Origin of the sequence: Klebsiella sp. BIGb0149 (assembly GCF_004362605.1) — a bacterium.
In the GTDB taxonomy this organism is placed as follows: Bacteria; Pseudomonadota; Gammaproteobacteria; order Enterobacterales; family Enterobacteriaceae; genus Klebsiella; species Klebsiella terrigena.
On the sequence record NZ_SNYG01000003.1, the window covers coordinates 169,004 to 193,900 of the forward strand.

General features: G+C 57.6%; 22 protein-coding genes and 1 pseudogene. 13 read left to right on the forward strand and 10 right to left on the reverse strand.

Features of this window, described 5'->3' with window-relative positions; all coding sequences use genetic code 11:
- Positions 1 to 17: 17 nt before the first annotated feature.
- Complete coding sequence (locus tag EDF75_RS12565; protein WP_045858404.1) at positions 18 to 1,271, reverse strand: MFS transporter; 1,254 nt, start codon at positions 1,269 to 1,271, stop codon at positions 18 to 20.
- Between the two features lie 117 nt (positions 1,272 to 1,388).
- Here EDF75_RS12565 and EDF75_RS12570 point away from each other — a divergent pair, with 117 nt between their 5' ends.
- From EDF75_RS12570 to bioD, 3 genes are all read left to right on the forward strand, one after another.
- Positions 1,389 to 2,291 (forward strand): LysR family transcriptional regulator, encoded by a 903-nt coding sequence (locus EDF75_RS12570; RefSeq protein WP_041145753.1) that lies wholly within the window; start codon positions 1,389 to 1,391, stop codon positions 2,289 to 2,291.
- Between the two features lie 124 nt (positions 2,292 to 2,415).
- Complete coding sequence (mlc, locus tag EDF75_RS12575) at positions 2,416 to 3,636, forward strand: sugar metabolism global transcriptional regulator Mlc (RefSeq protein WP_045858401.1); 1,221 nt, start codon at positions 2,416 to 2,418, stop codon at positions 3,634 to 3,636.
- Positions 3,637 to 3,888: 252 nt separating this feature from the next.
- Entirely contained in the window at positions 3,889 to 4,584 is a 696-nt protein-coding gene (bioD, locus tag EDF75_RS12580) for a dethiobiotin synthase (protein ID WP_076946855.1), read from the forward strand.
- Here the strand turns inward: bioD and clcB are convergent.
- The 5 genes from clcB to EDF75_RS12605 all read right to left on the reverse strand — a co-directional run bounded on the left by clcB (position 4,546) and on the right by EDF75_RS12605 (position 10,378).
- Positions 4,546 to 5,829 (reverse strand): voltage-gated ClC-type chloride channel ClcB, encoded by a 1,284-nt coding sequence (gene clcB / locus EDF75_RS12585; protein WP_133599630.1) that lies wholly within the window; start codon positions 5,827 to 5,829, stop codon positions 4,546 to 4,548. The two genes, bioD and clcB, sit on opposite strands and share 39 nt — an antisense overlap.
- 180 nt (positions 5,830 to 6,009) lie before the next feature.
- Complete coding sequence (dmsD, locus tag EDF75_RS12590) at positions 6,010 to 6,618, reverse strand: Tat proofreading chaperone DmsD (RefSeq protein ID WP_133599631.1); 609 nt, start codon at positions 6,616 to 6,618, stop codon at positions 6,010 to 6,012.
- Positions 6,619 to 6,661: 43 nt separating this feature from the next.
- Entirely contained in the window at positions 6,662 to 7,519 is an 858-nt protein-coding gene (locus tag EDF75_RS12595; RefSeq protein WP_133599632.1) for a DmsC/YnfH family molybdoenzyme membrane anchor subunit, read from the reverse strand.
- An 11-nt stretch (positions 7,520 to 7,530) separates the two neighbouring features.
- A complete protein-coding gene (ynfE, locus tag EDF75_RS12600; RefSeq protein ID WP_133599633.1) occupies positions 7,531 to 9,966 on the reverse strand; it encodes a selenate/tellurate reductase subunit YnfE in 2,436 nt (811 codons plus the stop codon).
- Positions 9,967 to 10,114: 148 nt separating this feature from the next.
- The gene (locus EDF75_RS12605; RefSeq protein ID WP_133599634.1) at positions 10,115 to 10,378 is read right to left on the reverse strand and encodes a DUF1161 domain-containing protein; all 264 of its coding nucleotides are present in this window, start codon (positions 10,376 to 10,378) and stop codon (positions 10,115 to 10,117) included.
- Positions 10,379 to 10,514: 136 nt separating this feature from the next.
- Between EDF75_RS12605 and EDF75_RS12610 the strand changes: the two genes are divergently transcribed.
- The gene (locus EDF75_RS12610; RefSeq protein ID WP_249792210.1) at positions 10,515 to 11,192 is read left to right on the forward strand and encodes a YnfC family lipoprotein; all 678 of its coding nucleotides are present in this window, start codon (positions 10,515 to 10,517) and stop codon (positions 11,190 to 11,192) included.
- Here EDF75_RS12610 and speG read toward each other — a convergent pair.
- Together speG and EDF75_RS12620 are read right to left on the reverse strand one after the other, a co-directional pair.
- Entirely contained in the window at positions 11,186 to 11,746 is a 561-nt protein-coding gene (gene speG, locus EDF75_RS12615) for a spermidine N1-acetyltransferase (protein ID WP_041145744.1), read from the reverse strand. The genes EDF75_RS12610 and speG overlap by 7 nt on opposite strands.
- A 70-nt stretch (positions 11,747 to 11,816) precedes the next feature.
- Complete coding sequence (locus EDF75_RS12620) at positions 11,817 to 12,158, reverse strand: DUF1283 family protein (protein WP_133599636.1); 342 nt, start codon at positions 12,156 to 12,158, stop codon at positions 11,817 to 11,819.
- Between the two features lie 148 nt (positions 12,159 to 12,306).
- Here EDF75_RS12620 and EDF75_RS12625 point away from each other — a divergent pair, with 148 nt between their 5' ends.
- The 8 genes and pseudogenes from EDF75_RS12625 to EDF75_RS12660 all read left to right on the forward strand — a co-directional run bounded on the left by EDF75_RS12625 (position 12,307) and on the right by EDF75_RS12660 (position 20,592).
- Positions 12,307 to 12,633 (forward strand): YnfA family protein, encoded by a 327-nt coding sequence (locus EDF75_RS12625; RefSeq protein ID WP_133599637.1) that lies wholly within the window; start codon positions 12,307 to 12,309, stop codon positions 12,631 to 12,633.
- Positions 12,634 to 12,854: 221 nt separating this feature from the next.
- On the forward strand, positions 12,855 to 14,069 hold the full coding sequence (gene manD / locus EDF75_RS12630; protein ID WP_133599638.1) for a D-mannonate dehydratase ManD: 1,215 nt from the start codon (positions 12,855 to 12,857) through the stop codon (positions 14,067 to 14,069).
- Between the two features lie 10 nt (positions 14,070 to 14,079).
- On the forward strand, positions 14,080 to 15,084 hold the full coding sequence (locus tag EDF75_RS12635; RefSeq protein ID WP_133599639.1) for a Zn-dependent oxidoreductase: 1,005 nt from the start codon (positions 14,080 to 14,082) through the stop codon (positions 15,082 to 15,084).
- Between the two features lie 51 nt (positions 15,085 to 15,135).
- On the forward strand, positions 15,136 to 16,512 hold the full coding sequence (locus EDF75_RS12640) for an MFS transporter (RefSeq protein ID WP_133599640.1): 1,377 nt from the start codon (positions 15,136 to 15,138) through the stop codon (positions 16,510 to 16,512).
- A 109-nt stretch (positions 16,513 to 16,621) separates the two neighbouring features.
- Positions 16,622 to 16,846 (forward strand): annotated as a pseudogene (locus EDF75_RS27345) (bifunctional D-altronate/D-mannonate dehydratase); the annotation flags it as partial.
- A gap of 62 nt (positions 16,847 to 16,908) precedes the next feature.
- The gene (locus EDF75_RS12650; protein WP_133599641.1) at positions 16,909 to 18,243 is read left to right on the forward strand and encodes an MFS transporter; all 1,335 of its coding nucleotides are present in this window, start codon (positions 16,909 to 16,911) and stop codon (positions 18,241 to 18,243) included.
- Positions 18,244 to 18,404: 161 nt separating this feature from the next.
- Positions 18,405 to 19,868, forward strand: coding sequence for a mannitol dehydrogenase family protein (locus EDF75_RS12655; protein ID WP_133599642.1), 1,464 nt, complete (start codon positions 18,405 to 18,407; stop codon positions 19,866 to 19,868).
- 292 nt (positions 19,869 to 20,160) lie between these two features.
- Positions 20,161 to 20,592 (forward strand): universal stress protein, encoded by a 432-nt coding sequence (locus tag EDF75_RS12660; protein WP_133599643.1) that lies wholly within the window; start codon positions 20,161 to 20,163, stop codon positions 20,590 to 20,592.
- Between the two features lie 52 nt (positions 20,593 to 20,644).
- Here the strand turns inward: EDF75_RS12660 and EDF75_RS12665 are convergent, their stop codons facing one another.
- Together EDF75_RS12665 and ydfG are read right to left on the reverse strand one after the other, a co-directional pair.
- Positions 20,645 to 21,331 (reverse strand): GntR family transcriptional regulator, encoded by a 687-nt coding sequence (locus tag EDF75_RS12665; protein WP_041145734.1) that lies wholly within the window; start codon positions 21,329 to 21,331, stop codon positions 20,645 to 20,647.
- A gap of 89 nt (positions 21,332 to 21,420) precedes the next feature.
- Entirely contained in the window at positions 21,421 to 22,170 is a 750-nt protein-coding gene (ydfG, locus tag EDF75_RS12670) for a bifunctional NADP-dependent 3-hydroxy acid dehydrogenase/3-hydroxypropionate dehydrogenase YdfG (protein WP_133599644.1), read from the reverse strand.
- 194 nt (positions 22,171 to 22,364) lie between these two features.
- Here ydfG and dcp point away from each other — a divergent pair, with 194 nt between their 5' ends.
- Entirely contained in the window at positions 22,365 to 24,452 is a 2,088-nt protein-coding gene (gene dcp, locus EDF75_RS12675; RefSeq protein WP_133599645.1) for a peptidyl-dipeptidase Dcp, read from the forward strand.
- The last annotated feature ends 445 nt before the right edge of the window (positions 24,453 to 24,897 follow it).

A 24,897-nucleotide genomic window follows, 5' to 3' on the forward strand; every position in this document is an offset into this window, starting at 1 on the left:
GGCCACGTGATTACTCGCTATTTCAGACGCCTGTGCAAACAGGCGCCGGTAACGAGTGCTGCCGTTAGCATCAGGGCAATAAAGCCGCCAACGCCATTCCAGCCGTAGTTATGCCAGAACACCCCGCCTAAGGTCCCGGCAATGCTGGAACCCAGATAATAGCTAAACAGATACAGCGACGATGCCTGGCCGCGGGCGCGGCGGGCGCGCGGGCCAATCCAGCTGCTGGCGACCGAGTGCGCGGCAAAAAAACCGGCAGAAAAGAGCAGCATGCCGCTGAATATCAGCCACAGCGAGGGGAAAAGCGTCAGCAGCAGGCCGCCAAGCATCACCGCGATAGAGACCAGCATCACCGGGCCGCGTCCGTAGCGGGCGGTCATGGCCCCGGCCTTCGGCGAGCTCCAGGTTCCGGTCAGATAGGCGACAGAGAGCAGGCCGACCACCGCCTGGTTCAGCGACCACGGCGACATCATCAGACGATAGCCGATGTAGTTAAACAGCGTCACGAAAGCCCCCATCAGCAGGAACCCTTCGAGAAAGAGCAGCGGCAGGCCGCGATCGCGCCAGTGCAGGCGGAAGTTAATCAGCAGGGATTTTGGCCGCAGCGAGGTCGGGCGGAAATGGCGCGACTCGGGCAAAATTCGCCAGAACATAATGGCCGAGGCGAGGGCAAAACAGCCGATCGCCGCCAGCGCCACGCGCCAGCCGAAGAAGTCGGTAAACACCCCGGTGAGCAGGCGTCCGCTCATGCCGCCGATCGAGTTGCCGCTGATGTACAGCCCCATCGAGAAGGCCACCACGCTGGGGTGGATCTCCTCGCTCAGGTAGGTCATGCCGACGGCGGCCACGCCGCTGAGCGACAGGCCGATCAGCGCGCGCATGATAAGGATCCCATGCCAGGTGGTCATGACCGTTGACAGCAGGGCGCAGCAGGAGGCCAGCACCAGCGCGGTGACCATCACCTTTTTACGCCCGATGGCATCCGAGATGGGACCGGTAAACAGCAGCCCGACGGCAAGCATGGCGGTGGAAATCGACAGCGAAATACTGCTGCTGGCCGGTGAGATGCCGAACTCGCTCGACAGGACCGGTAGAATCGGCTGTACGCAGTAGAGCAGGGCAAAGGTGGCGAGACCGGCAGAGAACAGCGCCAGGGTGACGCGCATAAACTGAGGGGTACCGCGTTTGATAAACTGATTTGGCTGGGATACCACATTATTGTCGATGACTTCGCTTGCCGGCGCGATGTCAACGGTAGTTGTACGACTCACGGAAAATCCTTGCTGAGAAACTCGGGGTTAGGTGACCTCACAGATCACATTTTTAGAGTATGAAAATGTAAATATTCTGTCTAATATATTAATAATCTCAAATAAGACGTTTTAAATATGAATATCGAGCTGCGCCACCTGCGCTACTTTATTGCCGTCGCCGAAGAGCTCCATTTTGGCCACGCGGCGGCGCGGCTGAATATCTCCCAGCCGCCGCTGAGCCAGCAGATTCAGATCCTCGAGCAGCAGATCGGCGCCCGGCTGTTTGCCCGCACCAACCGCAGCGTCAGCCTGACGGCGGCGGGAAAGCAGTTTCTTGCCGATAGCCGCCAAATTCTCACCCAGGTTGAGGATGCCGCCGCCCGGGCGGGGCGCCTGCACCATGGCGAAACCGGCGAACTGCATATCGGCTTTACCTCTTCGGCGCCGTTTATTAAGGCCGTCTCCGATACCCTGTCGACCTTTCGCCGCCGCTATCCGGACGTGCATATCCAGACCCGGGAAACCAATACCCGGGAACAAATTGTGCCGCTTAACGAAGGGGCGTTAGACCTCGGGCTGATGCGCAACACCCGGCTGCCGGAAACGCTGGTGTGGCAGTGCATTCTGCGCGAACCGCTGCTGGCAATGGTGCCCAGCGATCATCCCCTGGCGCGCCAGGATGCGGTCAGCCTGGCGGAGCTGGCGCGTCAGCCGTTCGTCTTTTTTGACCCGCACGTGGGTACCGGGCTGTACGACGATATTCTCGGCCTGATGCGCCGCTACGGCCTCACGCCGACGATTGCTCAGGAGGTCGGCGAGGCAATGACGATTATCGGTCTGGTGTCGTCCGGGCTTGGCGTGTCCATTCTGCCTGCCTCATTTAAGCGGGTTCAGCTCAATGAGATGCGCTGGCTGCCGATCGTCGAGCAGGACGCCGTTTCCGAAATGTGGCTGGTCTGGTCGAAGCACCGCGAGCAGGGGCAGGCGGCGCAGCGCTTCCGGGAGCAGCTTCTTCACGCCGCTTTGATGCACAATTAGGACAAAATTAGCTCAAAATTGTGCGGTAAATCACAAGGCTAAGCAAAAATTTGACGTGCACCGTCGAAGTGCTTCACCATAGCTGAAAGTTTATTTCGAAGCGCGAAAATAAAGGGAGTCAACGGTGGTAGCGGATAGTCAGCCTGGCCATATCGATCAAATAAAGCAGACCAATGCAGGAGCAGTGTATCGCCTGATCGATCAGCTTGGCCCGGTATCGCGCATCGACCTCTCCCGTTTTGCCCAGCTGGCGCCGGCCAGCATCACCAAAATTGTCCGCGAGATGCTGGAAGCGCATCTGGTGCAGGAGACTGAAATCCAGGATCCGGGCAGCCGCGGGCGTCCGGCGGTGGGCCTGATGGTGGAAACCGAGGCCTGGCACTATCTTTCCGTGCGCATCAGCCGGGGAGAGATTCACCTCGCGCTGCGCGACTTAAGCAGCAAGCTGGTGGTCGAAGAGCAGCTCGAGCTGGCGCTGCAGCATGAACAGCCTTTCCTGAGCCGGGTCGTTGAGCATATCGACCGCTTTTTTATTCGCCATCAAAAGAAGCTGGAACGCCTGACGGCAATCGCCGTGACCATGCCGGGAATTATTGATACCGAAAATGGCATCATCCATCGGATGCCGTTCTATGACGACGTGAAGGATCTGCCGCTCGGCGAAGTGCTGGCCAACCATACCGGAGTTTCGGTTTATATTCAGCACGATATCAGCGCCTGGACCATGGCGGAGTCGCTGTTTGGCGCCTCCAGGGGGGCGAGGGACGTGATTCAGGTGGTGATTGACCATAACGTCGGCGCCGGGGTGATTACCGACGGCCGCCTGCTGCACGCCGGGAGCAGCAGCCTGGTGGAGATCGGCCATACTCAGGTCGACCCTTACGGCAAGCGCTGCTACTGCGGCAACCACGGCTGTCTGGAAACCATTGCCAGCGTCGAGAGCGTGCTGGAACTCGCGCAGGTAAGGATGACCAAATCAATGAGCTCAATGCTGCACCAGCAGCCGCTGAGCGTGGAGTGGCTCTGTCAGGCGGCGCTGCAGGGTGATTTGCTGGCTCGCGATATTATCAGCGGCGTCGGCCAGCACGTTGGGCGAATTCTGGCAATCATGGTTAACCTCTTCAATCCGCAAAAAATTCTTATCGGCTCTCCGTTTAGCCTCGCGGCGGATATCCTGTTTCCGGCTATTTCTGACTGCATTCGTCAACAGTCGCTGCCGGCCTATAGCCGACACATTACCGTCGAAAGCACCCAGTTCTCCAACCGCGGAACCATGGCCGGTGCCGCGCTGGTCAAAGATGCCCTCTATAACGGATCGCTGCTGATACGACTGTTACAGGGTTAACATTTTTTCATAGTCACACTAAAAATTGCGCTATCTCAAGCTGGCATTCGCCGGCTTCGCGTAGACTTTTCCCACAGTTTTCTATCCATTTTCTGTATATATCCGCACGATTCGCGCAGCCGGAAGGCCGCTACGCAGGGAATCCCGACGCCTTACTTCGCTAAGCGTTCAGGGTGAGCGAGGAGCGCTAACCGCTATGCCGCCTGAAGCATGACGGGTATATATTTCATCAACATAACTGTGGGGTTAGTGATGTTTAAGCGTTTCTTTATAACAGGTACTGACACCGCCGTCGGGAAGACGGTGGTTTCGCGTGCGCTGCTGCAGGCACTGGCCGCTGAGGGCAAAAGCGTCGCCGGATACAAGCCTGTGGCGAAGGGCAGCAAAGAGACGCCGGACGGGTTGCGTAACAAAGACGCGCTGATTTTACAAAGCGTGTCGACGCTGGCGTTACCCTATGATGCTGTCAATCCCATAGCGTTAAGCGAAGATGAAAGCAGCGTGGCGCACAGCGGCCCCATCAACTACGGGCTGCTGACGGACGGACTGCAGCGCCTGAGCGGCCAGGTCGACCACGTGGTGGTTGAGGGAACCGGCGGCTGGCGTAGCCTGATGAACGATCTGCGTCCGCTTTCCGAATGGGTGGTGCAGGAGCAGCTGCCGGTGCTGATGGTGGTGGGCATTCAGGAGGGCTGTATCAACCACGCCCTGCTGACCGCGCAGGCCATCGCCAATGACGGCCTGCCGCTTATCGGCTGGGTCGCCAACCGCATTAACCCGGGGCTGGCGCACTACGCTGAAATCATCGACGTCCTAAGCAAAAAGCTGCCGGGTCCGCTGATCGGCGAACTGCCCTATCTGCCGCGCGCCGAACAGCGCGAGCTGAGCCAGTATATTGACCTGGCGCGGCTAGGTGAGGTGATGGCGGTAGATCGAGTCCTGGCGTAGCGTTCGGGATAGCACCGATGCCAGCACGCTGGCAATCAGTAAGCCGGGCAGTAGCGCATATTGCCCGGTCATTTCACAAATCATCAGGGTCGACATAATTGGCGCGTGCGTTGTTGCCGCCAGCAACGTCGCCATTCCGGCCAGACCCAGCATAATCGCCACCTCCGAACCGTGCAGCCACAGGCCGGTGAAGCTGGCGAACAGCATGCCCATTGCCAGCCCGACAAACAGCGTCGGCGTAAACACGCCGCCGGGCGCGCCTGAGCCGCTGCTGGCCAGTACCGCAAGCAGTTTACAGGCGAATACCACGGCGATTGCCCCCAGCAGCGGCGGCGACTGGAGATAGCTCTGCACCGTGCTGTAGCCGTTGCCCCACACCGCCGGCGTCAGCAGCGACAGCAGGCCGACGATGACGCCGCCGAGCGCCAGCTGCCAGGGCGGCGAGAGGCGCAGGCGCAGAAAGCCGCGGTGGCTCCAGCCCATCAGCCAGACGAAGAGCGGCCCGCAGAGCCCGGCCAGCAGTCCGGTCGCCAGCATCAGCCCGTAGTGAACGGCGGTGAGGGTAAGGCTGAGCGTCACCTGGTAGAGGGGCTGCTGGCTGCCGTTGAGCAGATGGCTGACCAGCAGCGCAACAACCGCTGAAATAACCACCGGGCCGAGCGAGGCCAGCATCAGCGTACCGAACAGAATCTCGGCAATGAACAGGCTTCCGGCGAGGGGAGCGTGATAGGCGCTGGCCATCCCGGCGGCGGCGCCGCAGGCAACCCATAATTTCCACTCCTCCTTTGGCGTAAAGCGCCGGGCGAACTGCGAGGCCGCCAGCGCCGCCAGCAGGATCATCGCCCCCTCGCGGCCAATGGCGCTGCCGGTGGTCACCACCAGCAGAGAGGCGCAGGATTTTATCAGGCTGGCCGGCGTATCGAAGCGGCCGTCGCCGGTTTCCAGCGCCTCCATATAATCGGTCGGCGCATGCGGACGCTGGCGAGTGCGGCGCTGCCAGAGCCAGAGCAGGGTGCCGGCGGCAAATCCGCCGGCCGCCGGCGTCAGCAGCCGTCGCCACCACGGCAGCGATTCGGCGGCGTTGACCAGGCTTCCGCTCCGATTGCTGAGGAGCAGCGCCTCCAGCAGCCCCATTGCGGCATGAAAGAGCGCTACGGCGAGCGCCGCCAGAATACCGATCAGCGTGGCGACCAGCAGGCGGCGAAACATGACCTGAATATCAGGATAAGCAGGCAAACGATGCATCGGACATTACGCGTTGCGGGAATGAGTGCCTTATTGTGCAGGGGAATAACGTTATAAGCAAAAGCGATAAGTGCCTCCTTTGCCGCCGCGCAGCGGCGCAAAAGGAGGAACGAAAGACATCTTATGTGACGTTGTCACTCATCGGCTGGCCATCCCGAGTCCCTCGATATGGCGGTGAGGCTAGCGATAGAGCGGCTTTTCGGCGACGGCAAGAGTCAGCGCGTGTTGCCACTCCGCCAGCGTGGCCTGGCTTAGCTGACCCAGGGCCTGGTAGAACGGATGCCCGGCTTCGCTAACGAAAACCGCCAGGAAGCGGCCCGACCAGGGGAGCAGATGCCGGGCCAGCAGCTGCGAAAAGGCCTCATCCTGCCCGGACTCGCATAGCCAGGCGGCCAGCAGCAGCAGGGTGCCAAAGCTATCTTCCGGCTCGTTGTTCTGCGCGGCGCGGGCGATGCCGTTCTGCCGCATCCACTCCCTGAGTTCCAGCGTCGAATCGCCGAACAGGACGTTCTCTTTATCCAGCCAGACGGAGCCCCACGGTGGCGCCGGCAGGGCCCAGGGGCCGATAAACAGGCGCTGCCACGCCTCGGCCAGCGGCTCGTCGTTGTGCTCGGCGAAGCGGGCAACCACCTCGGCGGGCACCGCAAAGGGCCACTGGGCCTGCCAGCTTCCGTCGCGAAGGGCGCTGACCAGCGGGGCGGCCTGCTCGCTTTGTGGGGCAAACGAAAATAGCGCGCCGAGGGTGCGGGCGCTCAGCGCGACGGCGTCGCGGAATGGGGGTTGCATCATGCTTATATTCCTTACTGCGGCGCGGCTGTTCGCGCGCGAAAAATTAACCGGCAACTGCCGTGCCGACGGTCATATGCAGGCCATAAAACAGGCCGCGGCCAATCAGTTCTCCGGCCAGTACCAGCAACAGCCCGAGGCATAACCCGCCGGTACGCGGGCGGATGCCGCGAATAAGCGGGCACAGCCAGCAGCCGAGACCAAGGGCCAGCAGCGCGATGCGCCAGGTTTGCCAGAACCCGTATCCCGGAACCAACGCGCCGGCGCGCTGCACCGAGCTGTGAATATCGCCGAGGCCAAAACCCTGCAGCACGACGATGGCAATGCTGGCCAGCAGCGCCAGAACGCTCAGCGAGGCGAAGACGCTGCCGTTAAACGACACGTTGGCGGCGCGCAGCAGCAGTGCGGCAAACAGCGGCCCGCTCAGCAGCATGGTCAGAAAAAAGGCGCAGGTGGTATAGCCATTATACCATGTCGGGACGGTATCAATCTGGTAAACCCGGGTCATCGCAAAGACAAAAACGCCCCCCAGCAGCATGCTCGCGGCCAGCCACGGCGCGCTCAGCGCGGCGGGCATTTTGCTGGTGACTGCCAGTAGCCACCACAGGCCGCCGACGGCAAAGAAGATGATGCCGCTGGCGATTTCGTTACTCAGCGCCGACTCGCCGAGGCGATTGAGCGAATTGAACGCCCGCAGCGGTGAACCGAGGTGCAGCGTGGAGGCGAGAAAGCCGACCCCCAGCATCAGCCAGATAGCGATCATGCTGCGCACCAGACGCTGCCGGGCCTCGGAGTTATTTTTCAGCGACAGCCAGCCCAGGCCGCTGACGACGAGCGCTCCCGCCGCGCACTGGCCCAGCACCGTAAACAGCACCAGCGGCCATTCATGCCATCCGTTTCCCATGCTCGTTCTCCTTAGGCTTTGGCAATTTCAACCAGGTTGGTGTGCTGAGGATTGCCTTTCGCCAGCGGCGACGGACGATGGGTGGTCAGCGTATTAATGCAGGCGCCGCGGTCGACACGATCCCCGTCCATATTGGCGTCATGCCACGCACCCTGGCCCATCGCCGAGACGCCGGGCATAATGCGCGGCGTCACTTTTGCCGGAATGCGCAGCTCGCCGCGCTGGTTAAAGACGCGCACCATATCGCCGTTTTTAATCCCGCGCCGCTCGGCGTCCAGCGGGTTAATCCACACCTCCTGGCGGCAGGCGGCCTGCAGAATATCGACGTTACCGTAGCTCGAGTGGGTACGCGCTTTATAGTGGAAGCCAAAAAGCTGCAGCGGAAACTGGCTGCGCAGCGGGTCGTCCCAGCCTTCGAAGGTGGAGGCGTACACCGGCAGCGGGCTGATGGTGTCATCCGGCGCCAGCTGCCAGCTGGCGGCGATATCGGCCAGCCGGCTGGAGTAGATTTCAATTTTACCGGAGGGCGTTTTGAGCGGATTGGCGAGCGGGTCGCGGCGGAAGTCGCGATAGGCGACAAAATGGCCCGCGGGATCCTTACGCTTATAGATCCCCATTGCTTTGAGTTCGTCGTAGCCGGGCAGCGCGGGGTCTTTCGCCAGCATCAGGGCGTAAAGATGCTGCAGCCACTGCTCCTGAGTGCGTCCTTCGGTAAACTTTTGCAGGACCTCATCGCCGAGGCGCTTTGCCACTTCGCTGAGGATCCAGTAGATCGGTTTGCGCTCAAACTTCGGCGAGGTGGCGGGCTGAATAAAGATCAGGTAGCCCATATTGCCGGCGTAGTCGTTGGGGATAATATCCTCCTGCTCGACGGTCATCAGGTCCGGAAGCAGGATGTCGGCATATTTAGCCGATGAGGTCATAAAGTTATCGATCACCACGATGGTTTCGCACCTGCTGTCGTCCTGCAGGATTTCGTGGGTCCGGTTGATGTCAGAATGCTGATTGATAATGGTATTCCCGGCGTAGTTCCACAGGAACTTGATCGGTACGTCCAGCTTATCCTTGCCGCGTACGCCGTCGCGCAGGGCGGTCATTTCCGGCCCGCGCGCGATGGCGTCGGTCCAGCTAAAGCAGGAGATGGCGGTTTTCACCGGGTTAGTCAGCACCGGCAGCCGCTCGATGGTGATGGTATAGGTTGATTCGCGCGCGCCGCTGTTGCCGCCGCTAATCCCGACGTTGCCGGTCAGAATCGGCAGCATGGCGATGGCCCTGGCGGCCAGCTCGCCGTTGGCCTGGCGCTGCGGCCCCCAGCCCTGACAAATACAGGCCGGCCTGGTGCTGCCGATCTCTCGCGCCAGCTTGACGATGCGGTCGACCGGAATGCCGCAAATCCGCGACGCCCACTGCGGCGTTTTAGCGGTTCCATCATCTCCTTCGCCAAGGATCCAGGCCTTATAATGGCTGTTTGCCGGCGCGCCTGCGGGCAGCGTTTTTTCGTCGTAGCCTACGCAATAGGTATCAAGGAACGACTGGTCGACAAGGTTTTCCGTTATCAGCACCCAGGCGATGCCGGCCACCAGCGCCGCGTCGGTGCCGGGGCGAATGGGGATCCACTCGTCTTCGCGGCCGGCGGCGGTGTCGGTATAGCGCGGATCGATAACGATCATTCTGGCGTTGGAGCGCTCGCGAGCCTGTTCGAGATAATAGGTTATCCCGCCGCCGCTCATGCGGGTTTCCGCCGGGTTATTGCCGAACATCACCACCAGCCTGCTGTTTTCGATGTCGGAGGTGCTGTTGCCCTCGTTGCTGCCGTAGGTGTAGGGCATGGCGCAGGCAATTTGGGCGGTGCTGTAGGTTCCGTACTGGTTTAAAGAGCCGCCGTAGCAGTTCATCAGGCGGGTTACCGGGGAAGCGGAGGGCGACGAGCGGGTCATGTTGCCGCCGACGATCCCGGAGGAGTAGTTGATGTAAACCGCTTCGTTACCGTACTCTTTAACGATCCGCTGCAGGCTGCTCGCCAGGGTGTCCAGCGCTTCGTCCCAGCTGATGCGGGCAAACTTTCCTTCGCCGCGCTTACCGACTCGTTTCATCGGATAGTTCAGGCGGTCAGGATGGTTGATCCGCCGGCGGATAGAGCGGCCGCGCAGACAGGCACGCACCTGATGATCGCCATAAATATCCTGCCCGGTGTTATCGGTCTCAACCCACACCACTTCGTCGTCGCGCACGTGCAGACGCAGGGCGCAGCGGCTGCCGCAGTTAACCGAGCAGGCTCCCCACACCACCCGTTCTTCGCCCTGGGTGGCCTGCTGAACGGCCGCCGCCGCGCCGCGCAGGCTAAACGGCAGCGACACTGCGCCGGCCGCTAACGCCAGTGAACCGATCGCTGAGGATTTAATTAGCGCGCGACGGCTGAGGCCGCCGTCATATTCCGGATAAGACATTACTCACTCCCTGATTGTTATTATGATGACATTCCGCCGGGTTCTGCATTCGAGCGGATGGGAGAGTCATAATACTTATATAGAGGTAGATGAATATTATCCCCGGTCAACCCAGGGATAATATCCTTCACTTGAAGCCGGGGCGGGGTTACTGCGCTTCGCTGTCGGTGCCGGCGCTGCGGGTATAGGTGATTTTAAAGGTGTCGTTGGCGCAGTGTCCGACAACCTGGGCGCCGGGCTGGTCAGGCTGGTCGCTGGGGACGATACTCAGGCTAAAGCCCGTCGCCGGCACGCCGTTATTGATAATTTTCTGCTGAATATCGTTTTTTACCCGTTCGCAGGAATCCGGTGCGGCAAGCGCTGATGCCGAACCTAGCAGCAGAGCCGCGCATAGCAAGGGGGATATTTTCATCATAAACTCCTTATTGACGTCATCCAGATTTAAGCATAGCAGAACTGGTGTAAACAATTGTATTTGCTAATATGATTGCATAGGTTCACAGAAGGAATCGGCCGTGAATAAACTGTTTTTACTGGTTTTAGCGACCATGGCGCTAAGCGCCTGCGATAATCAATCCACGCCGCAGGCCTTTACGCCAGAAATGGCGAGTTTCTCCAACGAGTTTGAATTTGACCCGCTGCGTGGCCCGGTGAAAGATTTCAGCCAGACGCTGCTCGATGAGCATGATGAAGTGGTGAAACAGGTCAGCGGGCGATTATCCAGCGAGGGCTGCTTCGATCTGCTGGCTTTCCAGGATCGCGAAAATAACACCGGCGCCACGCTGCTGCTCGACGCGAACTACTATCTCGATGCGCAAACGCGTGAAAAGCGCCTGCGCCTGCAGGGAAAGTGTCAGCTTGCCGAAATGCCGTCGGCGGGAGTGAGCTGGGAAACGGATGATAACGGCTTTGTGGTGACCGCCCGCGGCAAAGAGACCACGGCCAGCTACCGCTATGATGACGAAGGCTATCCGCTAGGCAAAACCACCACCGCCAAAGACGAACGCTTTACGGTGGTCTCAACGCCGGCGGCCGATCCGCGTAGAAAACTGGACTACACGGCGGTGAGCACCTTTAACGATCGCGAGCTAGGCAGCGTGCGGCAGACCTGCGACTACGACAGTCACGACAACCCGGTGAAGTGCGAGCTGCAGGTTATCGATGAAAGCGTGCAGCCGCCGTTAACCCGCCGCTACACCATCAAAAATAGCATCGAATACTACTGAGCCGTTGGCTTCAGCAGCGTCGGGCCCTGTGGGCGGTGTTCGCTAAGGTACTGATGCTGGAACAGGCACATCCGAATAGTATTGCGGTATTCGCCGTTAATGAAAAACTCGTGAATGAGCTCGCCCTCCACCATAAACCCAAGCTTGCGGTAGATGTGGATCGCTTTTTCATTTTCGCTGTCGACGATGAGGTACAGCTTATAGAGGTTGAGTACGGTGAAGCCATAGTCCATCGCCAGCTTAGCGGCGCGGGTCGCGAGACCTCGCCCCTGATAGTCCGGGGAGATAATAATCTGAAACTCGGCGCGGCGGTGGACGTGGTTAATCTCAACCAGCTCGACCAGACCGGCTTTTTCCCCGTCGCACTCAATCACAAACCGGCGCTCGCTCTGATCGTGAATATGCTTGTCATAGAGGTCCGAGAGCTCGACAAAGGCCTCATACGGCTCTTCAAACCAGTAGCGCATGACGCTGGCGTTGTTATCGAGCTGGTGAACAAAACGGAGATCTTCGCGCTCTAGCGGGCGCAGCTTGACGGTATGAGCGTCAGTCATGGGAGTTCCTGTGCAGCAATGCTGGCGATAATAATGAATTATGGCGCCCGCAGGCGCCATGCGTGACGGGTTACGGTGCTACCGCGCGGCCGGTGCGGCGATCGAGGCAGCGCAGGGTGTTCGGCTCCCAGTACGCGTTGACGTTCGCGCTTTTCTGGCAGTTATCCTGGGCATCAAAAGCGACGTCGGCCTTATCCCATTCTTTCTCGGTGCGGGTGTTGACCTTATGGCGTAAAGAGCGGGTATCGTTCCACTGCTCTTTTTCCATGGCGGCGTGCTGGCGGCTCTGCGCGCTATCGCCGGATTCAATCACCAGCGTGTCGGTTTTAGCAAAAGACGAGGCGGTGAAGGCCGCGGCGCTTAGCGCCAGCATGGCGGTCAGGCACCAGCGTTTGTTCAGTGTCATTTTCATCACGGTTTCCTTTGAGTGATAAAAAGGGATAGCCCTTAATATGAGTTTACTACATCTCTTTTCTACGGCATACCCGGCAAAAGGAAGTGGGAGCGCGGCAATTATCGCGTAGAATGCCGCCACTCTCTGCGCTATTTACGTATCTTTAATGCTCAAAACCACGCTGCTCTTTTTTGCCACCGCCCTGTGCGAAATCCTCGGCTGCTATTTACCCTGGCTCTGGCTAAAGCGGGGCGCCACGCCGCTGCTGCTGCTGCCCGCCGTACTCGCGCTGGCGATGTTCGTCTGGCTGCTGACCCTGCACCCGGCGGCGAGCGGGCGCGTTTACGCCGCCTACGGCGGAGTCTACGTCTGCACCGCGCTGCTGTGGCTGCGCTTTGTTGACGGCGTTAAGCTCAGCCACTACGACTGGGCCGGCGCGGTTATTGCGCTGTGCGGGATGCTCATTATCGTCGCCGGCTGGGGCCGCGCCTAGCTAATCTTACGGGCGCAGCGCGGGGCAGAGGATGCGTCGGCCACGCGGCATCGCGCCTGTTTTCACCTCTGTTTATCGCTTTTCTTCAGCCAGCGGCCGCGCGTCGGGCCCGGACATTAATGTGACCAATGGCATCTTTTTCGATCATTATACTTGTATGGTAGTAGGTCTGGTGATTTAATTTTATTCACTAACCGCAGAGATGTAAGGAATAGAAAAAGATGAAGATCGTTGCCGCTGAAGTTTTCGTCACCTGTCCCGGACGTAACTTTGTCACCCTAAAAATCACCACCGATGACGGCATCGTCGGGCTGGGGGATGCCACCTTAAACGGTCGCGAGCTGTCCGTCGCATCGTACCTGCAGGATCACCTCTGCCCGCAGCTTATCGGCCGCGATGCGCAGCGTATCGAAGATATCTGGCAGTTCTTCTACAAGGGAGCCTACTGGCGCCGCGGGCCGGTGACCATGTCGGCTATCTCCGCCGTCGATATGGCCCTGTGGGATATTAAAGCGAAGGCGGCGGGTATGCCGCTGTATCAGCTGCTGGGCGGAGCATCCCGTGACGGGGTGATGGTTTACTGCCACACCACGGGCCACTCCATTGACGAAGTGCTGGATGACTACGCTCGCCACAAAGAGATGGGCTTTAAGGCCATCCGCGTGCAGTGCGGCATTCCGGGGATGAAGACCACCTACGGGATGGCAAAAGGCAAAGGGCAGGCCTATGAGCCGGCGACCAAGGGCCTGTGGCCGGAAGAGCAGCTGTGGTCGACGGAGAAGTATCTTAATTTTACCCCGCAGCTGTTCGCCGCCGTGCGCGAAAGATTTGGCTTCAATGAACACCTGCTACATGACATGCACCATCGCCTGACGCCGATCGAGGCCGCGCGCTTTGGCAAGAGCATCGAGGAGTATCGTCTGTTCTGGATGGAGGACCCGACTCCGGCAGAAAATCAGGAGTGCTTCCGCCTGATCCGCCAGCACACCGTGACCCCCATTGCGGTCGGGGAAGTCTTTAACAGCATCTGGGACTGCAAGCAGCTGATAGAGGAGCAGCTGATTGACTATATCCGCACCACCGTGACCCACGCCGGCGGGATCACCGGCATGCGCCGTATCGCCGATTTTGCCTCGCTTTATCAGGTGCGCACCGGCTCGCACGGCCCGTCCGACCTGTCGCCGGTCTGCATGGCGGCGGCGCTACACTTTGATCTGTGGGTGCCGAACTTCGGTGTCCAGGAGTACATGGGCTACTCCGAGCAGATGCTCGACGTTTTCCCGCATAGCTGGACGTTCGATAACGGCTATATGCACCCTGGCGAAAAGCCGGGGCTGGGCATTGAGTTTGACGAGAAGCTGGCGGCGAAATATCCCTACGACCCGGCCTGCCTGCCGGTGGCGCGGTTAGAAGATGGCACCTTGTGGAACTGGTAAGGAGAACAAAATGAAAAGTATCGTTATCCGCCAGCCCAATGAGCTGGTGATTGAAGAGCGCGCGCTGCCGGAGCCTGCCGCGGGGGAAGTTCGGGTCAAGGTGCAGCTGGCGGGAATATGTGGTTCGGATAGCCATATCTATCGCGGACACAACCCGTTTGCAAAATACCCGCGCGTTATCGGCCATGAGTTTTTCGGCACTATCGATGCCGTTGGCGCCGATGTGACGGATAAAGCCATAGGTCAGCGGGTGTGCGTGGATCCGGTTATCAGCTGCGGACGCTGCTATCCCTGCTCGGTCGGCAAACCGAACGTCTGCACCTCGTTGGTGGTTATCGGCGTGCACCGGGACGGCGGCTTCAGCGAGTATGCGGTGGTGCCGGCGAAAAACGCCTGGCGGGTGCCGGACAGCGTTCCGGACCGGCATGCGGTGATGGTTGAACCCTTCACTATCGCCGCCAACGTGACCGGGCAGGTGACGCCGACCGAGCAGGACGTGGCGCTGGTTTACGGCGCCGGCCCGATGGGCTTAACCACCATCCAGGTTCTTAAGCAGGTGTACAAAGTCGGCCAGGTGATTGTGGTTGACCGAATCGATGAACGTCTGCAAATGGCTAAACGCAACGGTGCCGACCGCACGATCAATAACGGCGAGTACTCATTAGCCGAGGTGTTAGAGGTGAAGCCGACGCTGATTATCGACGCTGCCTGCCACCCGACAATATTACAGGAGGCGGTAACGCTGGCTTCACCGGCGGCCAGAATTGTCCTGATGGGATTCTCTACCGAGCCGTCACAGGTGGCGCAGCAGGGGATTACTGGTAAAGAGCTGTCGATATTTTCCTCGCGGCTAAACGCCAATAAATTCCCGATTGTTTTGCGCTGGCTGGAACAGGGGCTCATTAATCCGGAAATGTTAATTACCCATGCCTTTGACTATCAACAGGTCGCTGAGGCAATTGAGCTGTTTGAAAATGACCGCAAGAGTTGCTGTAAGGTTTTATTAACCTTCTGACAGCCAATACAACGCCAGACTCTATATCCTACACAATTAGAGATTATAAAGATGACGACAGTAAAGAATGAGAGAACAACCTCCGATCTCATCCGCGCGGCTGTATCCGGTTGGTTAGGTACCGCGCTGGAGTTTATGGATTTCCAGCTTTACTCTTTAGGCGCCGCGCTGGTATTCCATGAAATATTCTTCCCCGAACAGTCTGCGGCGATGGCGCTGATTTTAGCCATGGGGACCTACGGCGCCGGATATATTGCCCGCATCGTCGGGGCGTTTATTTTCGGCAGAATGGGCGATAGCATCGGCCGCAAGAAAGTTCTTTTTATTACCATCACCATGATGGGCATCTGTACGACGCTGATCGGCGTTTTGCCCACCTATGCGCAGGTGGGGATCCTTGCGCCGGTGCTGCTGGTCACCCTGCGCGTGATTCAGGGGCTGGGCGCCGGAGCGGAAATATCCGGGGCCGGCACGATGCTGGCAGAATATGCGCCGAAAGGTAAGCGCGGGATTATCTCCTCGCTGGTGGCGATGGGAACCAACTGCGGCACCCTCAGCGCTACGGCTATCTGGGCGGTGATGTTCTTCCTGCTCGACCGCGAGCAGCTGGTGGCGTGGGGCTGGCGCGTTCCGTTCCTTGCCAGCGTGGTGGTGATGATCTTCGCCATCTGGCTGCGCTTGAACCTCAAAGAAAGCCCGGTATTTGAAAAAGTCGCCGAGGGCGGCAGTCGGCAGAGCGCCGCCAGCAGCCAGGAGAATAGCTTTGGCGCGATGCTGAAGAGTAAATCATTCTGGCTGGCAACCGGCCTGCGCTTCGGCCAGGCGGGCAACTCGGGGCTGATTCAAACCTTCCTTGCGGGCTATCTGGTGCAAACCCTGCTGTTTGATAAAGCAATCCCGACAGATGCGTTAATGATTAGCTCGGCGATCGGTTTTATCACTATTCCGCTGCTGGGCTGGCTTTCAGATAAAGTAGGGCGGCGCACGCCGTATATTATCGTCAATATCTCGGCGATTATTTTAGCCTATCCGATGCTGGCGATTATCATGGATAAAAGCCACAGCGTGAGCACCATTATGGCCTCGTTGGTTGTTATTCATAACGTGGCGGTGCTGGGCCTGTTTGCGCTGGAAAATATTACGATGGCCGAGCTGTTTGGATCGCGCAATCGCTTCACCCGCATGGCTATCTCAAAAGAGATGGGGGGGCTGGTTGCCGTGGGTTTCGGCCCCGTGCTGGCGGGTATTTTCTGTAATATGACCGACTCGTGGCTGCCCATCGTGGTGATGCTGGTGAGTTATTCGGTTATCGGCCTGCTTGCCGCATCCCTGATGCCGGAAGTACGCGACCGCGATCTGAGCCTGGCTAACGATGCGGCTGATACTGCCCTGTTGCGTGAAGAACAGAAATCCGGTCAGTATATTTAAATAACAGCCTATAGTTCGGCGCTATTATTTTCTGGTTTTATATCTGAAAAGTGATTATTGATATTAACCATGGCCTCCCGGTCGCAGAACGCACTTCGCCTAAGGCTAATTTGACCTGTGGGTACTGAACTTTGGCTTCCGGGAGTACAAGCGCTATTCCGAACAGATGCTCGACGTTTTTCCCCGTAGTTAAACCTTAGATAATGGCTATACGCAGCCTGGTGACATCCGGGCTGAGTAATAAGTTTGACGAGTGCTGAGGGCAAAATACCCGTCCGATCCGGACTGTCTACCGGTTGCCCGGAGAGGAGACGGTACCCTGGGGAACGGGTAAGCATAATGTATACGCACGAAAGATGTTGATTAACTCAATACCCTATAAAAGGTAAAAAACCTATGGTTGGTTCAGTCGAAGTTAAAAGTGGTATAGGTAATAAACCTATTATTCGCCGAGTGGCCTCTGCATCTGCAATTGGGACCGCTGCAGAATATTATGACTTTTTTGCATACGGAACGGCAGCAGTACTCTTTTTTGGACATCTATTTTTCCCAAGTGACGATCCTTTAATTAGTACTCTTGCTGCTTTTGCAACATATGCAGTTGGTTTCTTAGCGCGGCCATTAGGTGGGATTGTTTTTGGTCATATCGGCGATAAGGTTGGCCGTAAAAAAGCGCTGGTGATTACTATATTAATTGTAGGGTTAGGTACGTTTTGTATTGGGCTGTTACCAACGTATGAAAAAATTGGTATTTGGGCTCCAGCATTGCTTATCTTTATTCGTGTGTTACAAGGCTTTGGTGTTGGTGGTGAGCAGGCCGGTGCGGTATTGATGACAGCTGAATATTCTGAACCAAAGCATCGTGGATTCTTCTCCAGTTGGGTTCAAATCGGTGCACCAGTTGGTTTTTTGCTTCCATTAGCTCTGTTTGCATTATTGAATGCCACGCTCTCTCCAGAGGCGATGATGGACTACGGGTGGCGTATACCGTTCCTGTTAAGTCTGCTACTGGTTATTGTAGGGTTGTTTATTCGTTTAAAAATTGATGAATCGCCAGTGTTCGCTCAAATTCGTGAGACCAAGGCTGAAGAATCTCGCCCATTGGTTGAAGTTATTCGTGATTTCCCCGGAATTGTTGTAAAGGGGGTGTGCGCAAAATTGATCGAAGCGTGTACATTCGCGATGTTTACAGTCATTGTTTTGGCCTATGGTAAGGCAAATAATCTTGATGCTAATATTTTGATGGAAGCAATGATTGTTGCTGTAATAATAGAAATTATTGCAATACCGCTGATGGGATCGCTATGTGATAAAATCGGGCGCAAACCAGTTTATATTATTGGAGCGTTGATTCAAGTTATTATGATTGTTCCATTCTTCCTTGCTATTAATCAGGATAGTTTCTGGCTTACGCAGTTAGTGATGATTTTGGTTCTGAGCGTAGGGCACAGTATGTGTTATGCCCCACAGGCATCATATTTCCCTGAACTGTTCCCGACCCATATTCGTTGTAGCGGTATTGCATTGATTTGGCAGATGGGATCTCTTATTGGTAGCGGGATCCTTGGCCTGGTGGCGGTGAAGATACTGCAAGTTACAGGTGGCCATTATTACGGACTTGCAACCTATGTCATTGTTTTGGGTGTTATCTCAATAATTGGCTTACTTATGATGCCAGAAACTGCACCACAGCGGCTCAAGCGTGAATACCAGCAGTGGCAAAAACACTAATAATCCCTGGCGGCTTCAATGCCGCCAAAACCTCCCCGCGTGGTACATAACTTCAAAATGATGTCATACCAATACTGCAAAACTTAATTCAAATCAAAACATACAACCATACAGGCGTTACTCTGAGACAGTCCTGATTTCATTTATAAGTAGGTTATATAATGCAAAACAAGCTATTGGCGGCAAAGGCTGCACTTCCTGACTACGATCGTACAAAACTGATTTCCCGTATCGTTCACCTCGGTTTTGGCGCCTTTCACCGCGCGCACCAGGCGGTCTATGCCGATATTCTGGCCGCGGAACACGGCAGCGACTGGGGATATACCGAAGTAAACCTGATTGGCGGCGAGCAGCAAATTGCCGATCTGCAGCAGCAGGACCTGCTGTATACCGTCGCTGAAATGTCGGCGGATGCCTGGACCGCGCGGGTGGTCGGCGTCGTGAAGCAGGCGATGCATGCGCAGGTTGCAGGGCTGGAAAGCGTGCTGGCAAAAATGTGTGAACCGCAGGTGGCGATTGTTTCGCTGACCATCACGGAAAAGGGCTACTGCCATTCACCGGCCACCGGTAGGCTGCAGCTGGATCATCCGCTGATTGTCGCCGATGTCCAAAACCCGCATCAGCCGAAGTCTGCGCCCGGCGTTATCGTGGAAGCGCTGGCGCGTCGTAAAGCCGCCGGTTTACCGGCATTCAGCGTGATGTCCTGCGACAATATGCCGGAAAACGGGCACGTATTGCGCAACGTGGTCTGCGCCCTGGCGCGGGCTATCGATAGCGAGCTTGCCGACTGGATCGCCGCTAACGTGACCTTCCCGTCAACGATGGTCGATCGCATCGTTCCGGCAGTGACCCCTGCGACCCTGGATAAAATCGAACAGCTGACCGGCGTGCGCGATCCGGCCGGCGTCGCCTGCGAGCCGTTCCGTCAGTGGGTCATTGAGGATAATTTTGTCGCCGGACGCCCGGAATGGGAAAAGGCGGGCGCCGAGCTGGTGGCCGACGTTGTGCCGTTTGAAGAGATGAAGCTGCGCATGCTCAACGGTAGCCACTCCTTCCTCGCTTATCTCGGCTACCTTGCCGGGTATCAGCACATTAACGACTGTATGCAGGACGAGAACTATCTTCGCGCCGCCCGCAGCCTGATGCTCAACGAACAGGCGCCGACGCTGAAAGTGCAGGGCGTTGATCTGGCTCGCTACGCCGGGCTGCTGATCGAACGCTATAGCAATCCGGCGCTTCAGCACCGGACGTGGCAGATTGCGATGGACGGCAGCCAGAAGCTGCCGCAGAGAATGCTGGATTCGGTACGCTGGCATCTGGCGCAGCGGAGCGATTTTAGCCTGCTGGCGCTGGGCGTAGCCGGCTGGATGCGCTACGTTGGCGGCGTCGACGACCGGGGCGAGGCGATTGAGATTTGCGACCCGCTGCTGCCGGTGATTCAGCAGGCCGTGCGCGCGAGCGCCGATGGCGAAGCGCGGGTGAACGCGCTGCTCGGTATCGAGGCTATCTTTGGCGCCAGCCTGGCGCAGGATCCGCGCTTTGTCGATGCGGTGACTCAGGCCTATCTCTCGCTGCAGCGCCGGGGGGCTAAGGCGACCGTTGCGGCTTGGGCGCTGGCGCAGTAATCTCGCTTCAATGCCGCCGGCTCCGGCGGCATTGACCCGGCTTTGGCGAACGGCGTTCGCCAGCGCGCCTTGCCCATACGTCATTCCGCCGATCTTCACTTTTTCCGCAATAAATATGATCCGCGCCATTGAATATACATAACTATAGCTATCCACAGATAAATAAATATATGCGGTGTTTGTTTTAATGGCTTATGTATTTATTAGACCGATTGTTTGTTCTCCATTTAGAATGTTTATGGCATAGTGAGGCTACTGAAATACACTTCCTCGGGAAAAAGGAGAGCGGGCTATGTACAAAAAAATTTTATTGCCTGTAGATGTTTTTGAAATGGATTTAAGCGATAAGGCGGTACGTCACGCTGAATTTTTAGCCTCAGCGGAAAACGGCGAAATTACGTTATTAAACGTCCTGCCAAACAGCGGTCGTTCTATTCTGCGCGGTTTTGCAGCCGATATTCATAAATTCGAAGCTTTTATGAAAGAGGAATCGGAGAAAAAAATGAAGTCCCTCTCGCGTTTGTTTTCAATTCCGCCAGAGCGTCTTCATACCCGGGTCGTGTTTGGCAACGTGCGTGATGAAATATTAGCTATCAGCAATAGCGATGAGTATGACGTGATTGTTGTCGGCTCGCGCAAACCGGGTATTTCCACCCATCTGCTGGGCTCTAACGCCGAGTCTATTTTACGCTACGCTAAAATACCGGTGCTGGTGGTTCGATAACGGCCCGGTCTGCATCTTTCGCGGCAGGAGAGTGCGCCTGCCGCTAGCGCAACTACTCCTCGCTAAACCAGTCGCGGTTTTCCTGGCGAATTAATAGTACCGACTCGCTTATTTCGTGCAGGTGCAGATGCATCGCCGCGTCTACCGCATCGGCATCGCGATTTTCCAGCGCCTTGAAAATTTGGTGATGCTGACGCAGCAGCATTTCCGGCGAGCTGATGTGATCGAGACTCATATAGCGCACCCGGTCAATCGTCGCCTTAATATTCTCCACGGTGTCCCAGGCAAGCTGGCAGTCGGCAATGAGCGACAGCTTCTGATGAAACTCATCGTCCAGCTGGAAGAAATCATTGAGCTGCTGGCGTTCAACCGCCGTGCGCTGCTGATTAAGATTTTGCTCAAGCTGATAAATTTGCTCGCTGTTGACCATTCCCGCCGCCCGACGAACCACCGCGCACTCGATGGCCTGGCGCACGAAGCAGCCGTTGCGGACCTGCGAAAGGGATATTTTATTGACGTAGCTGCCGCGCTGCGGACGGATTTGGATCAGGCCATTTTCCGCCAGCTTAATAAACGCCTCGCGCACCGGCTGACGGGAAACGTCAAAGCGCACGGAGACTTCCTTTTCAGACAGCGGCGTGCCGGGTGGGATCAGACAATGGACGATATCCCGGCGGAGGATCCGATAAATCTGCTGATTTACCGGCTGTGTTGGATTGAGCTGTGATTCTGCGGCCATTGATGGTTACTTTTTAATGGATTATGTGCGCTATTTTACGCGTTTTTTGCCTTTGCGCCCATACCCGGCCCGCAGGCCGGGCAAGGGGATTAGCCCTGGCGGTGCACGCTGAGGCCGGCGAAGCTTTGGCTAACCGGCATCATTTCCAGGGTATTAATATTGACGTGTTTCGGCAGGTTGGCGACCCACCACACGGCTTCCGTGACGTCGTCTGGCGTCAGCGCCTGGGTATTTTCGTAGGCTTTGCCGGCTTTCGCGTCGTCGCCTTTAAAGCGGACGTTGGAAAACTCGGTGCCGCCCACCAGCCCTGGCTCGATGTCGGTGACGCGAATCGCCGTGCCGTGCAGGTCGGTACGCAGGTTGAGGCTAAACTGACGCACGAAGGCTTTGGTCGCCCCGTAGACGTTACCGCCCGCATAGGGCCAGTTTCCGGCGGTTGAGCCGATATTGATAATATGGCCGCGGTTGCGCTCAACCATCCCCGGCAGCACGGCGCGGGTCATATAGACCAGCCCCTTGTTGTTGGTATCGATCATGTCTTCCCAGTCTTCAACGCTGGCCTTGTGCGCAGGCTCCAGCCCCAGCGCCAGACCGGCGTTATTGACCAGCACGTCGATGGCCTGCCATTGCGCAGGCAGGCTGGCCATCATCTCTTCGATGGCCGCGCGATTACGGACGTCGAGCTGGACCGTATAAATGCCGTCACCAAGCTCGTCTTTCAGCGTTTGCAGACGTTCTTCACGACGTCCGGTGGCGATCACTTTATGCCCATTCTCGACAAAGCGGCGGGTCATACTCTCACCAAAACCTGCAGTTGCTCCGGTAACCAGGATAATCATCTTACTGTTCCTCAACGCTTTTGTGTCGTTATACCATAGCATGCGTTAACGCGGACCGGTAACGGAAATCACTGCGCCTGGTGCGGTTACAGGCGATGAAAAATAGGGAACAGCCAGGCGACACTTCTGGAATTGATTGCGGTCAATCAACGAGTTGCCTAATCTAACCTGATGCCCGCAGCCTGGAGATAATAATGTTGGAAAATAACCCCTTTTTAAGCGTCAGCCTGCTGCCCTATCAGGCGCCGCGTTTCGATCTGATCGAGGATGAACACTACCGTCCGGCCTTCGATGAAGGCATGCGGCGCCAGCGCGAAGAGATTGCCGCGATAGTGAATAATCCGGCGCCCGCGGATTTTGCCAATACGGTGGTGGCGCTGGAGCTGAGCGGACAGCTGCTGTCACGCGTAACCCGGGTCTTTTTTGCGATGGCCGGGGCGCATACCAATCCGCTACTGCAGCAGCTTGATGAGCAGTTTTCCGCCGAGCTGGCGCAGGCGGGCAACGATATCTGGCTTAACACGGCGCTGTTTGAGCGCGTGCAGCGCGTATGGGAGGATCGTGAGCATCTGCAGATCGATGCGGAGTCCCGGCGCCTGCTTGAGGTCACCTGGCAGCGGTTTCTGCTGGCCGGCGCGCGGCTGGCCGAAGAGCAGAAATCGGTGCTGCGGGCGCTGAATACTCAGGCCGCGGCGCTGCAGAGCCAGTTCCAGCAGCGGCTGCTGAGCGCGGCAAAAGCCGGCGGCCTGGTGCTGGATTATCTGCACCAGCTGGACGGGCTGAGCGCGGAGGAGATCGCCGAGGCCGCACAGGCGGCGGCTGAAAAGGGTCTCCAGGACCGCTGGCTGCTGCCGCTGCTCAACACCACCCAGCAGCCGGCGCTGCTGTCGCTGCGCAGTCGTCAGACCCGGGAAAACCTGTTTGCCGCAGGCTGGACGCGCAATCAGAAGGGCGATGATAACGATACCCGCGAACTGCTGCTGCAGCTGGTGGCGATCCGGGCGCAGAAAGCGGAGCTGCTGGGCGCGGCTGACTACGCCAGCTGGTCAATGGCCGATCAGATGGCGGGCACGCCTGCCCAGGCCTTTGAGTTTATGCGCCGAATTGCTCCGGCCGCGCGAGCAAGGGCGGAGCAGGAGCTGGCGGATATTCAGCAGGTTATTGATGATGAAGGCGAGGATTTCACCGCCGCCGCCTGGGACTGGCCGTACTATGCGGAGCAGGTGCGGCGCGCCAGGTTCGCTATCGATGAGGCGCAGCTAAAACCCTATTTTGCGCTCGATCGCGTGCTGCTGGACGGCGTATTCTGGACCGCATCGCAGCTGTTTGGCCTGCGCTTCGTCGAACGCTTCGACATTCCTGTCTATCATCCGGACGTGCGGGTGTGGGAAATTTTCGACGCTAACGGCGCCGGAATGGCGCTATTTTACGGCGACTATTACGCGCGAGATTCAAAAAGCGGCGGCGCGTGGATGGACGTGTTCGTTGAGCAGTCCACGGAGCTGCGGCAGCTGCCGGTTATCTACAACGTCTGTAACTATCAAAAGCCCGGTTCGGGCCGCAGCGCGCTGCTGTCGTGGGATGAAACCATCACCTTATTCCACGAATTCGGCCACGCGCTGCACGGGCTGTTTGCCAGCCAGCGCTATGCCAGCCTGTCGGGAACCAATACCCCGCGCGATTTTGTCGAGTTTCCGTCGCAAATCTTTGAGCACTGGGCCAGCGAGCCGCAGGTATTTGCCCGCTACGCGCGTCATTATCAAACCGGGGAGGCGATGCCCGACGCGCTGCGCGAGAGCATGTACCGGGCAGCGAAGTTTAATAAAGGCTACGACATGAGCGAGCTGCTGGCGGCGGCGATGCTGGATATGCACTGGCATAGCCTGGCGTCGGCGAAGGTCCCGCAGGACGTGGACGCCTTTGAAGCCGCGGCCCTGCGCGCGGAGAAGTGCGATCTTGCCGCCGTACCGCCGCGCTATCGCAGCAGCTATTTTTCGCATATTTTCGGCGGCGGCTATGCCGCGGGCTATTACGCCTATCTGTGGACGCAGATGCTGGCGGACGATGGCTATCAGTGGTTTGTTGAGCAGGGCGGCCTGACCCGCGAAAACGGCCAGCGCTTCCGCGAGGCTATTCTGTCTCGCGGCAACAGCACGGATTTAGCTGAACTTTATCGCCAGTGGCGCGGGCACGATCCGCAGATTGAACCGATGCTGGAAAATCGCGGGCTGAGTGCCCAGGGCCACCGGGAATCCTTCAACCGTCCATCATTGCACTGTTAAGGTGCAATGATGCGCACCCCGACCCGTTCGCAGATCGTCAAGGGAACGCAGTAAGTCAATTCATCGCTCCAAACCCCACAGCCATTCTCTGGGGGGGATTGTCTAAATGACGTACGGAGCAATCTTATCGGCAGGGCGAAAAACAGGATTGTTCTAGCCCCATTTCTCTGTGGGCGGGGCGTTGAGTTTTTCTTTCATATATTCGTATAACTCTGCGTTTTCCGCCCAGCGGAGCAGCGTCTGCTCATCGATATCTATTCGATTCGGATGTAGTCCCACGTACCGAAAGTAGCTGCTGTTGTTTGCATATGCAGGCGGCGGGGGGCCAAGCGGGTCGCACCAACATAGTCGCCCCAGTTTCAGCAACGTCATTAGCCCTTGTTCGCTCGGGGAAATTTTCCGAAACATCATCACCTCCTGCCATTTGCATCTTAGTAAGAGGTGA

Excerpts from the sequence above, each read along its gene's own strand:
- EDF75_RS12570 (WP_041145753.1), top strand. The coding sequence starts at position 1,389 with ATGAATATCGAGCTGCGCCACCTGCGCTACTTTATTGCCGTCGCCGAA.
- bioD (WP_076946855.1), top strand. The coding sequence starts at position 3,889 with ATGTTTAAGCGTTTCTTTATAACAGGTACTGACACCGCCGTCGGGAAG.
- clcB (WP_133599630.1), bottom strand. The coding sequence starts at position 5,829 with ATGCATCGTTTGCCTGCTTATCCTGATATTCAGGTCATGTTTCGCCGC.
- dmsD (WP_133599631.1), bottom strand. The coding sequence starts at position 6,618 with ATGATGCAACCCCCATTCCGCGACGCCGTCGCGCTGAGCGCCCGCACC.
- EDF75_RS12595 (WP_133599632.1), bottom strand. The coding sequence starts at position 7,519 with ATGGGAAACGGATGGCATGAATGGCCGCTGGTGCTGTTTACGGTGCTG.
- ynfE (WP_133599633.1), bottom strand. The coding sequence starts at position 9,966 with ATGTCTTATCCGGAATATGACGGCGGCCTCAGCCGTCGCGCGCTAATT.
- EDF75_RS12605 (WP_133599634.1), bottom strand. The coding sequence starts at position 10,378 with ATGAAAATATCCCCCTTGCTATGCGCGGCTCTGCTGCTAGGTTCGGCA.
- EDF75_RS12610 (WP_249792210.1), top strand. The coding sequence starts at position 10,515 with ATGGCGCTAAGCGCCTGCGATAATCAATCCACGCCGCAGGCCTTTACG.
- speG (WP_041145744.1), bottom strand. The coding sequence starts at position 11,746 with ATGACTGACGCTCATACCGTCAAGCTGCGCCCGCTAGAGCGCGAAGAT.
- EDF75_RS12620 (WP_133599636.1), bottom strand. The coding sequence starts at position 12,158 with ATGAAAATGACACTGAACAAACGCTGGTGCCTGACCGCCATGCTGGCG.
- EDF75_RS12625 (WP_133599637.1), top strand. The coding sequence starts at position 12,307 with ATGCTCAAAACCACGCTGCTCTTTTTTGCCACCGCCCTGTGCGAAATC.
- manD (WP_133599638.1), top strand. The coding sequence starts at position 12,855 with ATGAAGATCGTTGCCGCTGAAGTTTTCGTCACCTGTCCCGGACGTAAC.
- EDF75_RS12635 (WP_133599639.1), top strand. The coding sequence starts at position 14,080 with ATGAAAAGTATCGTTATCCGCCAGCCCAATGAGCTGGTGATTGAAGAG.
- EDF75_RS12640 (WP_133599640.1), top strand. The coding sequence starts at position 15,136 with ATGACGACAGTAAAGAATGAGAGAACAACCTCCGATCTCATCCGCGCG.
- EDF75_RS12650 (WP_133599641.1), top strand. The coding sequence starts at position 16,909 with ATGGTTGGTTCAGTCGAAGTTAAAAGTGGTATAGGTAATAAACCTATT.
- EDF75_RS12655 (WP_133599642.1), top strand. The coding sequence starts at position 18,405 with ATGCAAAACAAGCTATTGGCGGCAAAGGCTGCACTTCCTGACTACGAT.
- EDF75_RS12660 (WP_133599643.1), top strand. The coding sequence starts at position 20,161 with ATGTACAAAAAAATTTTATTGCCTGTAGATGTTTTTGAAATGGATTTA.
- EDF75_RS12665 (WP_041145734.1), bottom strand. The coding sequence starts at position 21,331 with ATGGCCGCAGAATCACAGCTCAATCCAACACAGCCGGTAAATCAGCAG.
- ydfG (WP_133599644.1), bottom strand. The coding sequence starts at position 22,170 with ATGATTATCCTGGTTACCGGAGCAACTGCAGGTTTTGGTGAGAGTATG.
- dcp (WP_133599645.1), top strand. The coding sequence starts at position 22,365 with ATGTTGGAAAATAACCCCTTTTTAAGCGTCAGCCTGCTGCCCTATCAG.